Source organism: Serratia sp. JSRIV006 (assembly GCF_019968685.1).
GTDB classification, from domain to species: domain Bacteria; phylum Pseudomonadota; class Gammaproteobacteria; order Enterobacterales; family Enterobacteriaceae; genus Chania; species Chania fonticola_B.
In genome coordinates, this window is the sequence record NZ_CP074137.1 from 2,469,053 (window position 1) to 2,482,249 (window position 13,197).

The 13,197-nt window shown below is 48.1% G+C and carries 14 protein-coding genes; 4 read left to right on the forward strand and 10 right to left on the reverse strand.

The window, feature by feature from the left end; translation table 11 throughout:
- Window positions 1-5 precede the first annotated feature (5 nt).
- A complete protein-coding gene (rluE, locus tag KGP16_RS11325) occupies window positions 6-632 on the reverse strand; it encodes a 23S rRNA pseudouridine(2457) synthase RluE (RefSeq protein ID WP_037374930.1) in 627 nt (208 codons plus the stop codon).
- A 140-nt stretch (window positions 633-772) separates the two neighbouring features.
- On the opposite strand from rluE, the gene icd reads away from it, so the two are divergent.
- The 3 genes from icd (at window position 773) to KGP16_RS11340 (ending at window position 4,785) form a co-directional block, all read left to right on the forward strand.
- On the forward strand, window positions 773-2,026 hold the full coding sequence (icd, locus tag KGP16_RS11330) for an NADP-dependent isocitrate dehydrogenase (RefSeq protein ID WP_021804667.1): 1,254 nt from the start codon (window positions 773-775) through the stop codon (window positions 2,024-2,026).
- 223 nt (window positions 2,027-2,249) lie between these two features.
- Complete coding sequence (locus KGP16_RS11335) at window positions 2,250-3,320, forward strand: nucleoid-associated protein (RefSeq protein ID WP_223499301.1); 1,071 nt, start codon at window positions 2,250-2,252, stop codon at window positions 3,318-3,320.
- Window position 3,321: 1 nt separating this feature from the next.
- A complete protein-coding gene (locus KGP16_RS11340; protein WP_223499302.1) occupies window positions 3,322-4,785 on the forward strand; it encodes a hypothetical protein in 1,464 nt (487 codons plus the stop codon).
- Between the two features lie 15 nt (window positions 4,786-4,800).
- Here KGP16_RS11340 and KGP16_RS11345 read toward each other — a convergent pair whose 3' ends face one another.
- The 9 genes from KGP16_RS11345 to KGP16_RS11385 all read right to left on the reverse strand — a co-directional run bounded on the left by KGP16_RS11345 (window position 4,801) and on the right by KGP16_RS11385 (window position 12,851).
- Window positions 4,801-5,928 (reverse strand): phage integrase Arm DNA-binding domain-containing protein, encoded by a 1,128-nt coding sequence (locus KGP16_RS11345; RefSeq protein ID WP_223499636.1) that lies wholly within the window; start codon window positions 5,926-5,928, stop codon window positions 4,801-4,803.
- Window positions 5,909-6,154, reverse strand: coding sequence for an excisionase (locus KGP16_RS11350; RefSeq protein ID WP_223499303.1), 246 nt, complete (start codon window positions 6,152-6,154; stop codon window positions 5,909-5,911). The genes KGP16_RS11345 and KGP16_RS11350 overlap by 20 nt, the downstream gene beginning before the upstream one ends.
- 70 nt (window positions 6,155-6,224) lie before the next feature.
- Complete coding sequence (locus KGP16_RS11355; protein ID WP_223499304.1) at window positions 6,225-6,410, reverse strand: hypothetical protein; 186 nt, start codon at window positions 6,408-6,410, stop codon at window positions 6,225-6,227.
- The gene (locus KGP16_RS11360) at window positions 6,404-7,522 is read right to left on the reverse strand and encodes a recombinase RecT (RefSeq protein WP_223499305.1); all 1,119 of its coding nucleotides are present in this window, start codon (window positions 7,520-7,522) and stop codon (window positions 6,404-6,406) included. The genes KGP16_RS11355 and KGP16_RS11360 overlap by 7 nt, the downstream gene beginning before the upstream one ends.
- A gap of 11 nt (window positions 7,523-7,533) precedes the next feature.
- Window positions 7,534-10,761: a PD-(D/E)XK nuclease-like domain-containing protein gene (locus tag KGP16_RS11365; protein WP_223499306.1), complete on the reverse strand. Its 3,228-nt coding sequence runs from the start codon at window positions 10,759-10,761 to the stop codon at window positions 7,534-7,536.
- Between the two features lie 371 nt (window positions 10,762-11,132).
- Complete coding sequence (locus KGP16_RS11370; protein WP_223499307.1) at window positions 11,133-11,366, reverse strand: hypothetical protein; 234 nt, start codon at window positions 11,364-11,366, stop codon at window positions 11,133-11,135.
- A 140-nt stretch (window positions 11,367-11,506) separates the two neighbouring features.
- Entirely contained in the window at window positions 11,507-11,800 is a 294-nt protein-coding gene (locus tag KGP16_RS11375) for a hypothetical protein (protein WP_209527544.1), read from the reverse strand.
- Window positions 11,801-11,947: 147 nt separating this feature from the next.
- The gene (locus KGP16_RS11380) at window positions 11,948-12,145 is read right to left on the reverse strand and encodes a hypothetical protein (RefSeq protein ID WP_081375925.1); all 198 of its coding nucleotides are present in this window, start codon (window positions 12,143-12,145) and stop codon (window positions 11,948-11,950) included.
- Between the two features lie 325 nt (window positions 12,146-12,470).
- On the reverse strand, window positions 12,471-12,851 hold the full coding sequence (locus KGP16_RS11385) for a helix-turn-helix domain-containing protein (RefSeq protein ID WP_074032478.1): 381 nt from the start codon (window positions 12,849-12,851) through the stop codon (window positions 12,471-12,473).
- A 103-nt stretch (window positions 12,852-12,954) separates the two neighbouring features.
- Between KGP16_RS11385 and KGP16_RS11390 the strand changes: the two genes are divergently transcribed.
- Window positions 12,955-13,197 (forward strand): YdaS family helix-turn-helix protein, encoded by a 243-nt coding sequence (locus tag KGP16_RS11390; protein ID WP_074032479.1) that lies wholly within the window; start codon window positions 12,955-12,957, stop codon window positions 13,195-13,197.

Consider the following 13,197-nt stretch of genomic DNA (forward strand, 5'->3'; position numbering starts at 1 on the left):
GTTCCTTATAGTGAATCGACGGTCTGCCATTCCCCAGGTTGCAAGCCCCCCAGAGAAAGATTGCCCATACTGTAACGAATCAGGCGCAGGGTAGGGAAGCCGATATGTGCCGTCATGCGACGCACCTGGCGGTTTCGGCCCTCGTAGAGCGTGATTTTCAGCCAACTGGTGGGGATGGTCTTGCGTTCGCGGATCGGTGGATTGCGCGGCCATAACCATTCTGGCTCTTCAACCCGTTCCGCTCCGGCGGGCAGGGTTGGCCCATCGTTCAGCGTCACGCCAAGGCGCAATGCGGCCAGATCGCTCTCCTGGGGTTCGCCTTCCACCTGCACATAATAAATCTTACCGGTGCGTTTGCCGGGCTGGGTTAGCTGTGCTTGTAGCTTGCCGTCGTTGGTCAGCACCAGTAAGCCTTCGCTGTCGCGATCGAGCCTTCCTGCGGCATAAACATCGCTGAAAGGAATGAATTTTTTCAGAGTGACGCGGCCTGCTTCGTCGGTAAACTGTGGTAACACATCAAAGGGTTTGTTGAAGATGACCACTCGCCGCGGCGCCTGGGATTTCTGGCGTGCTGCGGGTTTACTGCGGCTGAATCGTTTAACTTGGTGATTTTTAACAGAGAATTTAGTCATGGTCTTTGCGATTTCGAATGATAAGCGCATTATAGCCTAATCCGTTTCGGATTGGCGCGAGCTGAATATTCAAGTAGTATTGACACGCATCTTACAAAGCATTAACAAAAATTGCGCTTGAAGACAGAAAGGAGAGGTTGATGGAAAGCAAAGTAGTTGTTCCGGCAGAAGGTAAAAAGATTACGGTTGATGCCCAGGGTAAACTGGTTGTTCCGCATAACCCTATCATCCCGTTCATCGAAGGTGACGGTATTGGCGTTGACGTGACTCCTGCCATGATCCACGTGGTGGATGCAGCGGTTAAAAAGGCCTACCACGGCGAACGTAAAATCTCCTGGATGGAAATCTATACCGGTGAAAAATCCACCCACGTTTACGGGAAAGACGTGTGGCTGCCGGAAGAAACACTGGAACTTATTCGTGACTACCGCGTAGCGATCAAAGGCCCACTGACTACGCCAGTGGGTGGCGGTATTCGTTCTCTGAACGTGGCACTACGCCAGCAGCTCGATCTGTACGTGTGTCTGCGCCCGGTGCGTTATTATCAGGGCACACCAAGCCCGGTTAAGCAGCCAGAGCTGACCGATATGGTGATCTTCCGTGAAAACGCCGAAGACATCTACGCCGGTATTGAATGGAAAGCGGGTTCTGCAGAAGCGGACAAAGTGATCAAGTTCCTGCGCGACGAAATGGGCGTGAAGAAGATCCGTTTCCCAGAGCAGTGCGGTATTGGCGTTAAGCCTTGTTCCGAAGAAGGCACCAAGCGCCTGGTTCGTGCGGCTATCGAATATGCTATCACCAACGATCGTGATTCAGTGACGCTGGTTCACAAAGGCAACATCATGAAGTTCACCGAAGGTGCCTTCAAGGATTGGGGCTACGAACTGGCACGTGAAGAGTTCGGTGGTGAATTGATCGACGGCGGCCCATGGCTGAAAATCAAGAACCCGAACACCGGTAAAGAGATCGTGGTTAAAGACGTGATCGCCGACGCCTTCCTGCAGCAAATCCTGCTGCGCCCGGCAGAATACGACGTGATCGCCTGTATGAACCTGAACGGTGACTACATCTCCGACGCCCTGGCCGCTCAGGTTGGTGGTATCGGTATCGCCCCTGGTGCCAACATCGGTTCCGATTGTGCGCTGTTTGAAGCCACCCACGGTACTGCGCCTAAGTATGCTGGCCAGGACAAAGTGAACCCAGGTTCCATCATCCTGTCCGCTGAGATGATGCTGCGTCATATGGGCTGGTTCGAAGCTGCTGACCTGATCGTTAAGGGCATGGAAGGCGCTATCGCTGCCAAGACCGTGACTTACGATTTCGAACGTCTGATGGAAGGCGCTAAGCTGCTGAAATGTTCAGAGTTTGGCGACGCCATCGTTAAACACATGTAATTGTGATTTAGCGTTAAATGATAACGGGAGCTTATGGCTCCCGTCTGTTTTTCCCCCTCCAAAAATTCTTCTGCAAAACCCCTGCAAAACTCTTCTGCAAAACTGTACGAAATGTGAGCTCTTTTCGCTATCAATTATTTCTAGTAAAAACGTGATTGCATTAATACTAAACACATAAGTAGTGTGATAGTTTTACGGAATCATTAGAACAGGGAATATAAAGATGGCGAAAGCAATTGAATCAGTGCTCAGTAAAGCGCAAATTGAGTCATTAAAAATTAACGATTTTATCTTCCATATCATCCAGACTGATGGAGATGATGAAAAAACTATTTTTTTGGATTCAGTAAAACTTGCTAAAGCTCAAGAGGAATTTTTTCTAAGCAGACTTAAAGAGTGCGCAAAAGGTAGCCAATTTTTATTTGTTGATGATGTTGATAGCTTGGCAAGCAAATGTGATAATTTAACGAAAGATGCTACCAAGTTTGTAGAAATTTCACGTGATATAACACGTAGTTTTGCTAAGTTACATGTGGGATCGTCTTCAGATGGCCTCTTTGTTGTATCTGTAGTGTCGTATCTCAGTAGCCCCAATGATTATAAAAAACTTCTATTTCTCGTTAAACTCGATAAAAGTGCGACGCTAACGTACTCGTATGTTGAGGAGGATGGAAAGAGAATTGCTGTGATCAATGAGGTTCCCAATGCTCTTAGTGAGAGTAAGCAGTCAGTGCAAAAAAGCGCCTTGATTGATCTGTCAGGTACCCATAAATGGAATGTGCTAGCCTATGATCGGGTTAGCCCCACGTTAACTGATTATTTTAGATCTTTCCTCGGCGTTACTGAGAGGCAAACAGCTTCAGTGCTTACGAAGGAAGCCCATAGAGCAGTTAGGGCTTGGGCTCGGCAAGTGCCTGCTGAGTTGCTCCCTGAAGGTGAAGATGCCAACACTATGATTGGCCGCTCCTTTAGTTTCTTCACTGCGCATGAACATTTTGATACTGAAGCATTTATCGCTGCTGTTGTAAGACATGATGATGCTAAAATTAATGAAACTCTATCAAATGAGCTGTATGAAAAGTTGGCTAGCGCGGGCGTTGCTGGCCAACGGTTCGCATCAAAACCTGAGTCAATAAGTAGAAGAGAGAAAAAACAAATCTACGAGACATCAGAAGGTGTAATAATTACATTTGAAGGTGATGCGGCAGCTGCCGGCATACAGCGCCGGAAGTTGGACAATGGGAAGGAAATAATTACCATTGAAACTAATAGGGTGGAAACGAAGGTGAAATAGCATGAATAGCATTGTAGGTATGATCAAACAAATCAACGAACTAGTTCAACATTCCAATGTTGTAACAGAAGAAAGCTATCGCTTAACTTTGAAGGGGGAGAGCGTTACAGACAAAATCGCTCAGTTATGTGAGGAGCTTGGGCGGCTTAGTACTGAGCTTGGAATGTCCTGTCCCACTATGACGGTCAATGGTTCATCTGTAGATCCAGATGAAGTTTTGGATTTCGTCGGTGTATTGGATAGTTCTTGGTCAATATTGATTAGTAAAAACCTACTTGCCGAAAAGTTGAAAATTGAGGGTGAGCTTGATTCAAAGAATATTTTATTTATGTCTGAGCAACGAGCTTTAGAATGGGTTAAGGAAATAGACCCCTTCGCAGCTCCAATTAGTGATCTAGAACCACGTTTCAACGAAAAAACTTTTATTTGGGTATTTGGGCTTGATCAGCCTTTTGGTGGGAATTGTATAAGTGTAATTCCAGTTAAAGACTATAAAAAAGAAGAAGGCCAAGAGGATACTCCTACACTACCCAACTCAACTCAGGTTTCTGAATTGGTGAAGGTTTCTTCTGATGTTCTTTTGAAAATAAGACCAAATACCTACCTGATGACTTGGGGAGACATACAAAGCACGTTGGCAAAAGCTTTTATTGCATTGAGTGTAAGAAACCTTATTGCATGTATGGCATTCGAATTAAAGAAATTTGATGATTACTATGCTGTTTCATTCAAAGGTACAAAATTAGTTACTAAAGTTTTAGATAAGTTAATTGATGTGGACTGCGTTGAGCTTCAAAAGAGACTTGTTAAGACTGTAGTTTGGACTTATAAAGAACGAGCGGAAACTCGCTTGCAATTAATTATGGATGTGCTTTCATTAAATATTGAGATAGAGCAATCCGTCTTTAAAGGGGTTTTTGTCAACATTGATGAAGCATTGCAACAAGCGCAGGATAGCTATGCATTTGTAATCCTTGATAGAAAAGATGCATATCATAAAGAAATGAGAGAGTTATTAAAAGATATGCGCTCTCAGGCTGACATGTATGCTTCAAAAGTTAGAGATTTAATATCTAATATAACGAGGGATATTCTAGGCATCCTTGCCTTTGTTGGTTTTTCATTTTTGAGTAAGTTTGATAAAAAAAATTTACTGGAGTTACTTGATAGCCATGAACTCGCCATTCTAGTGAAGTTTCTAGCGGGATATTTGCTCTTGTCTTGTGTTCTTCAAATATCCGCGCATTGGAGGGATTCTGTTTTAAGCTCAAGAGAGAGCGAGCGTTGGCTTAAGGTTCTTCAGCGTTACACATCTAGGGAAGAGAATGGCGCTAACTTTCTCAAACCTATAAATACCAGAAAAACCACTCTTTATATTTCATTTGGTATCATGGTATTAGTTTATGCAGCTTTGTTTTTTGCAACTTGGAATCTGCCATCCCTGGCAAAATTTTTATTGTTTTGATTTTTAGACTACAGCTTAAATATTCACAACCCTCCATTCCTTCCCTCGATCATCATTGTAACGGTCGGTTTGACGTTGGGATTTATGCCCCAACAAATCCTTGGTATTCACTTTTTGTTCCCTGTACAGACGTTCCGCAAGCGAGCGGATTTCGTGAAAACTGGGTGGGGTGCCCTTATCCCAAACCAAGCCAGACAGATCCCGTATTTTTTTGAAGCTGCTACTTATTGTATTGGCCGTGACCATTCCACCACGGCGAGCCATCGCCGTATTGTGTGTGTAGTGAACCAGATGCGGGCTGACGATATTATCGCGGCATTGCGCGATCACCTGCCCCAGCGTCATGCCAATGGCGGTGCAGTGGAGAGATAGCGGGATCGCCACCTTCGCGCCGGTTTTTATCTGCTCAACGTGCAAATGATCATCCCAGATGTCGGAAAACTGCATCTTGCTGATGTCACCCTCACGCTGCCCAGTAACGAGGGCCAGCAGCATTGCGTTTTTCATGTACTCAAATGGTGGCGCGATCACTGCTAGCATTGCGTTGAACTCCTCTAGGATCATCCGTTCCCGATCTATCCTGTTATATGGGTTCTTTGTGGCTTCTGCAGGGTTGTAGCCTGGCGGGACTTCGCCAGCGTGCTGAGCCTCCTTGAATACATCGATCAGTGTCGTGCGTACTACCTGAGCCATTCTTGAATGGCCCCGATTTTTGTAATCGTCCAGAATGTCAGCAATATCTCGTGTATCAACTTCCCGGATCGGTTTTGTTGCCAATGCTGCCCGCATTGCTTTGACTGGGGCAAGCTTCTGCTTAACGGTATTTTTTGTGATTTCGTTTGCCTGCATCCTCTCTTCTTGGATTTTAAGGTAACGATCGAGCCACGTTGAAACGCTTATACTGCCGCCAACGGCGCGGCTCAACTTGTCACGAACGGCGAGTGTGTTACGCAGCAACTGCTCGGATAACCTGGTGTTGGCGTCTTTTGCTATTGCTGCTGCCTCTTCTTCGTTATCACCTAACCCATGAAATTTTTTAGTAATAGGGTGTTTGTAACGCCAGTACACTTTTTTTGTTCTGGCGTCCGTATAGCAGGAAAGACCAGGAACATCGACGTTGTATTTACGTGGTCTTGCCATCAGATAAAATCCTCAATAGGCGGGGGTCGTCGCTTTTTTTTATCTCTGGCTGGCAGACTAACCCGGTAAATCTTGCCCCTTTCTCTACGCGCCAATAGCGCCCAGCTTTTTGAGGAGGCGGGTATATCATTTTATTTTTTGCATACAAAAGAAGCGTTGAATAACTAGGGCAATTTTCTTTCCCAAACTCATCTATTGCCCACTCCATTAATATTTGAGTGCGTGCCATTGGTTATGCTCCTACACACAACCGACCACGATATTAATCGTGGTCAGGGTTGTGTTTTGATTTTCAAAAATCAATTTTCAGATCTATATACTTCGCTGCAAAACAATACGGCGTGTGGCCGACGAAACTGGATTGCTTCTTTCACCTGCTCGCATTCAGCTTTGATCGAGTACACCCGCTCGGATACTGGCAGCGCGTCGCATGCATCCTGGCCGCATGGGCTGACCAGCAGGACAAAGCCAATGAGCGTCAGCATGCCGCCTCCTGCGACGGCGACAGGTCATCGATCGCCTGTTGATAGCGCTGAACCTCATCAGCGCTAAGAAAGCGCTCGGAGCGATGCAACAGTGCTCCCAGTTCGGCGCGCTCCTGGTTCGTTGTGCCGCCGTTCTTGCCAGCCGTATCGATCGACGCACCCAGGGCTGCAATCGCGTTCAGACGGTGGTGCTGCCTCACGATTTTGTTTTTCAGCTCGGTGTAGAGAGTGATCCCCAACTGTGCTTTCAATTCTTCAACCGATGCGCGAAGGTCAGTTGCCTGTGCCGGGGTAGTTATCTTGTCGATGCTGCCGCGAATGTCATTAGCAATCTTTTCAGGTGCTGAATTTTCAGTAATAGGCTCTGGTGCCTTATCTGCCGCCCCAATCAACTGTCCGGCGGTTACGCGTGTATCCGGAGTGACGTCTTTTTCTTTCTGCCAAACCATTTCTTGCCCGCGTTCGAGCATTTCCATCATCTCGGAGTTGTTCGGCAGGCGGCGGCAGAGGCGGTGCATCACCGATTTTCGCGCCATTGACTCATACCAGTCGACCCATGGCCCTTTGTCGCTGTTTTTGCTGGCTGCGCGGACCTTTTCAATATCATCCAAATTCATCACTTCAAATTGCAGCTCGCCGGATTTCATCTTGGCATAGGCGAACGCGCCGACAAGTTCGCCGCGATCCAGTAGGTTCGGCTCGTAAAAAATGTGCTCACCGTTTTCGTCCATCCAGACGCGGAATTGATCGTTCTTGTACCAGGCTCGTGTGGCGATCACTGAGACTTCGCCGGACTGGCGAGCCCGTTTCATCACGCCGTCGATCATCGGCAGGTACTGCGCTTTAGGTATCCATTGGCCGTTAGCGTTTTTCGTCTTGTACACGATTAGCGCGGCTTCACGGTTATCAGGGATCAAGCCGTCTTTTGCACAAGATGAAAGGGCATTAATAACGCTTTGGCGGTCGGCACCCAATAAATCGCTATTGTTGGCTAGTGCCACCGCCGCGGCGGTGGTGAATTTTTCAAAGCTGACATGGCTCGGCAAAATTTCCTTGGCCGGTGCTAGCTCTGCTGCTAAATCTTTCTGAATCAATGCGAGTTGGTTGGTCATTGGCATGCTCCTTAAGCTACGCGCAGCGCTTCAAGGCGGCGGCGGTCAAAATCGTTCAGGTCGTCCACAATTTCTTCAGTGATCGGCGCTGGCCATATGTTGGTGTCGTACGCTTGTTTGATGTCGCGCAACACCTCTTTGTACTCAAGGCGGCCAAGTTCTAGCAGGTCGGGTGATGCTTCAACGATCGCCACCCAGTTGTAGCCCTCGTCCTTGTTCACGAAAATCCAAAAGAACTGATCGAAAGCCGCGACATCGGAATACATCGCTGCGCTAAGGTGGTAGTCGCGTTCAATGATTTCTCTGTGCAGCCTCGCTCTAACGGCTCCCTGCTTGACACTCCACATGCTGATAGTCTTAAGGTCAAACCCAATGCGGACGCCATCAAGGTCAATTTCAAGGTCAGGGCGCACGCGGATCTCCATACCGGTATCCTCGTCATACCCGAAATAGCTGGCTTCAACGGTGCGCTGAGAGTGTTGCAGCATTGGCCCGGATGATGGATGGTTGAATAAGGCGTGTTGAATGGCCTTGGCCTCCTGCATTTGCTGCTGGGTCACGAGTACGCGATCGTCGTCAGTGTTGCGCCACTGCTCGATTAGTTCGTCGGCAAAAACAGCGTTCGGTAAAATTGTCTTAATGCGGGCGGCCATATCCTCTTTGCTGCCGCTGACCGCTAGCGGGGAAGGAATGGCCAGTTCAAGTTTTACGAATTCAGGATCGATGATTGCCAATTGTTCAAGCAATGCTTCGCGGCCGCCGCTTGTTTTCAGTGGAGTCCGCAGCGTGGCGTTGTATTCCTTGATGCAAGCTTTCATCGCTGTTGCAGTTGGCTTTTGATCCTCCCCAATCCGCTGAAACTCGGCCGGTAGCAGGGTATAGAACTGCCCGATTTCGTCAGCATTTCCGCCCAAGGCATAAGGTGTCTGCAGCGTGGCGTTATGTGCATCAATGATCGAGCGCAGCGTGTCAGAATCTGTCATTTTTGGCAGACTGGCATTGTGCTTATCGATAAATTCGCGCATCGATGCGGTGGTGGTAAACGCACCTTTGGGGATAATTGGTTCGATGCTGAATTCTTGTTCCAGCTTTTCAGGCTCCAGCGCCATGGTGTGCACCAGGTTGCCCAAGTCGAGAACTTTTGAGTGCACTTTCTTGATGGTTTTTGCGACGTGACGAGCGTTGAAATACATCAATGAAACGCGGGCATCTTTCAGCATAGTGCTGCTGATACCGTTAGCAGCGTGGTAAACGTCGTTCGGGATATCGTGGTACCGGCCAGGTTCGAAATATGCTGGTGCCGTGGCGACAGGTACTTCCTGTGCGGCTGGCGCGCATTCGCCTGACAAATCTGCTGGTTTGGTTGACGAATCCAGGAATTCCCGAACATCCTTGGTTGTCAGATCCTCATTTTCCCGCAAATCGGTTGATGCTGCGTTATCAACGTTGGCCAGTGGTGATGTCGCGAACAATTCAGATACATCAAACTTGCCGCTGCCCATGGCGTGCAATTCGCCAGCAGGCTGCTGCTGGGCGACTTCCGTTTTTTCTCCCCCATTTGAGGCATCATGGCGCGCCAGTTCAGCGTTTTTATGCTGACCAGCGACGTCTGCCTGTTCCAACGTTTGGCGCGCTTCTTTCAGACAGAACTCAACGCGTTCATCGATAAGTTGGCAGCGTTCTTCTTTATCGTCGGCCCAACCCTCAAGCACATCGCAGGTGAGGTGATAAATATCGTCCTTGGCCAACTGCTTGAAAGGATCGCAGGGCTCTATTTCTTTTGTTAACAGCCTGGCAAGGTATACGTGGTTAAGATCGCCCACGTTTACCATCAACTCTTTGACATCATCCACGCTCATCACTGACGTTTTGCCGTCAAGGGCTGTCATGATTTCACGCCGCAGCCACGCGCTGCGAGTTGTTGGGTCAAGATCCTTAGCGGCGTCCACCTCTTCTTTTTCGCCATCATTTGAGGCATTACTTGCTGTCAGTTCGCCCGCCAGCGACGCGCTGCCAGCACTTGTTGCTGCGCCTGCCAGCGTTTCATTCGCAAGCTGTTCATCAACCAGTGAGTCTGCCTCGCCCTGCGGCAGCGATTGGGTTTGAGCATGGTTTTTTACCTTCGCTGTTTTGGCGTCAATCTCGATCAGGTTCGCATTGATATAGTCGCGTAGTGGGCCAGGTGTTAGGTGGAGGGTTTCCGGCGCATTGCGGATAAGCGTACCAACGGCCTCACGGGAAAAGTCCAGAATGCCGGGGGTTTCGGACAACTGTCCATACCATGCTAATGGGGACTTTTCTTTGCGCGTTTTCATCTCTTTTACTGCATTAACAATGCCGATTGGCGGCCTGCTGATATCAAAATCGGATGGGTAGTGCGCAAGGTAGGTGACTGTTTCAAGTTCGCTAAAGGACGCTATTGGCGTGCCGTAGACTGGATTCTTGCCTGTGCCGGCCAGTGCGCCGGACGACGTGCGCGGCAATTCTACTTGTGAGTTATTTGCGGCGCTGGGCGACGTCTGCCACTTGGAAATGACAGACTGGCGATCATCTACTTTCGCATTCAGGTATTCGGTTGCGAACTGACTAAGTTTACCCAGTTCTGGCGCTTTATCGAATGGTGGCCAGATAGTCTTTATGGCTGCAATGGCCACTATCGGCATGTCCGGGTAAACGTAATCGAACCCCTTAAGATTGGAGAGGGCCATGATGACGTTTTGCGGGTAACGCTGCGAGTCATCCATCATAAGCCTGGTTGCTGCTTTCAACTGCTCCCCTGTCATTTTCATGCAGTCACGGCCAAACAGCCATGCGGCGGCAATCACAGTATGCTTGTCGAGGTCTATTGCGGAAAATGTGGTTTCTTCCTTGGCTGGCGGCTCAGGTGTTTTTGCCGGTGTATCCGTGTCGGCCTTGAGCATGTAGGGGTAAAGCTTAGGGATCGCGACAGAAGGATCAACTTTGTCGCGCGGAAAACAAGTACGCCCAGAATCTCCTTCAAGTGCCCAAGATAACCAGAATGACTCACTGAATGCGCCATCTACTGGCAGACCGTCAACAACAGGGAAGTTAATGCGTAGTGGGGTAAAATAATCGGCTTTGGAATACCCAGCTTCCATAAAAAGATAATCACGCTTCGTTTCGGCATGGTCGTCTGACTTTGCTTCGAAATGAACATAGAGATGAGGCTTACCTGACTTTTGTTTTGCCCGGTATAGATAGGCGGCAACATTTTGCATTATGCAGTTCTCCTGAATTTAGGTAGAATGCAGTCGATCATTGACTGCGATAGTGGTCATTGGTTTATGCTCCGGTTGCTGGGGGTGGTTCCCCGGTAACCCGTCGCCGGGACGTTAAACCGGCACTGGCCCGCCTTGGCGGGCCTTTTACTTCTAATTGCAGTAACTGAGGCTGCAATGCGGGCAGTCGAGAACATGCGTAGTGCCAGCGGCTTCAACTGAGATGCCCGTTTTGTACCCATGTGAAACTTTTTGCCGGTAAATATTATTTGTGCAGCGATTGCAAATGCCGTCACGAGGTGCAAATAAAGGTAGGCGATTTTCAGCGCAATACTTCTTTTGTGCATCGATTGCAGCAGATGGTGAAAACATCATAATTGGTCACCATTGGTAACTGTGAATCCCTGTTCCTCTAACCATTCCTGGATATACTCTTCACCAATTGCTTCAAGCAATTCGTCTTTGTCGTATTCACCGACAATGGCTTTCGCATCAACAGCCTCTGTTAATTCAGCGGAGTTAAGTTCTACTTCTAAATTTGAGCGAAATCCGGTTTTTTCAATTGAGCCAATGCTTTCTACTTTTATGGTAATGTCGATAGCCATATATCTACTCTCCATTGATCATCAGGTTGATATTGAAATACGCCCTGCGAATTTACGCCCCCAGATAGGAAACGCAGGACGTATTTCAATAGCTTCAAAAAGCCCCGCCAACGACGGCGGGGGAAGACCACACACAGCAATCAGTGAATGGATACCACGTTGATGCTTACAGAACGGGCGACCTCTTTAGGCGTAATGAGGTTGATTTCTACCGAAAGGGGAATGCGTTCAAAGCGGCGGATAACGGCTTCGATCGCACATACCTCACAATGCTCATAGCCAATATCTTTGCCATTGTGGGTGATGGCGAAAGGTTGCTGGTTTTGATGTTCGTTATCAGGTAGTGCGATGTAACCAGCAGTTTCGCTGTTTGAAACTACTTTGGCGATGTTATTGCTGACCTGCTCTAATTTAAAAATAACAGTCTTGCTCATTGGTCATACTCCGGTTTTAGGTAATGGGGATCCATGGCTTAATTAATAAGCTGAATTAAAAATAATTAGGTTGCCGGTTACGTTTCCGGCGTCGTATTACCTACATCTGCGCGCGGGAATATACGACCGTTCCCTGGTGTTGCACTTTCAGTGGGTGCCAGCCGGTTCGAAATATGGCGGAATACTGCGAGATTCAAACGGCGACTTGATCGCCCGAAGGTTGCCGGTAGGCTCGAACCGATACACTTGGCAATGGATATCGTAATGTGCCACCCATGCAGCGCCGGTGCGCTTGTTGCGGTAGTTGGTTGCTTTACCACTGTGTGGAACGGTAGTGCTGATCATTGGCTACCCCTCTGCTGATTGGTTGAACATTGGTTTATGCTCGCCAGTCTTTCCTGGCTGTCAGAACGTTTTCACCTGCTGCTGATTTCACTTCTACAGTCGCCGCAGCGGCTGCCTGATGGAACAAGTAAACAATATCTTTACTATTTGATCAAGTAAATTTTTATGTGAGGTTTTTTGGTTGTAAAAAAACCGCCTCGGGAGGGCGGTTGGAGTGTGGCCGAAAATGTTAAAGGCCAGAGGGTTTATGTCAGCCCTCTGGCCTTCGGTACGTCTCAGATTATTTTATCGGGGATTTGTGGGGCTTTTCTTGCCTGCCTCGATACTACTCAACACCCTTGATCCTTTTGCGAGCGTACTTTTCTACATACTCATCCAATTCTTTCAGTCGAGCGCCAAAAACGGCGATCATATTTCTTTGTTCAGGTTCTGGGAGCTGGCGATAGAGCCTAAGCAACTCCATCTCATCAGCACCGAGTCCGCTCTTTTTTTCGACACTCTCACCATATAACCATGCAACAGAAACGCCTGCCGCTTCAGCAATAGCAAGAGCAGATTTTTTGCTAATTGTACCTGTCCTAAACCAACCGCTTACTGCTTGCTTACTAACCCCGGCAATGCGCGCCATATCAGCTTTGGATATGCCTTTTTGGTTTATCTCAGTGAGTCTGCTTATCAGGTCAGGTTGTTCTGTGTTCGTAGTCATAGGCTCTATTGTAAATCATTGCTTTACATCTGCAATGATTGACTTGCTTGATCATTTGGTAAATAAATGCTTTACTTCCACCGTAACTAATACGGAGGTCGTAATGACTGGTATCAACAACGCAATCCGCAAACACGGAAACGCAAATACGTTAGGCAAGGCATTAGGCGTAAGCCGAATGGCTGTTTGCCTGTGGAAAAAAAATGGTGTGCCTTCCGACAGGGTGCTTTCCATTTTCCAAGTAACAGGCGTAACTCCCCATGAGTTGCGTCCGGATCTTTATCCAAACCCAACCGATGGAATACCTGTCCAACCACAGGAAGACTGGCCGATTGTTGAGGGTTAA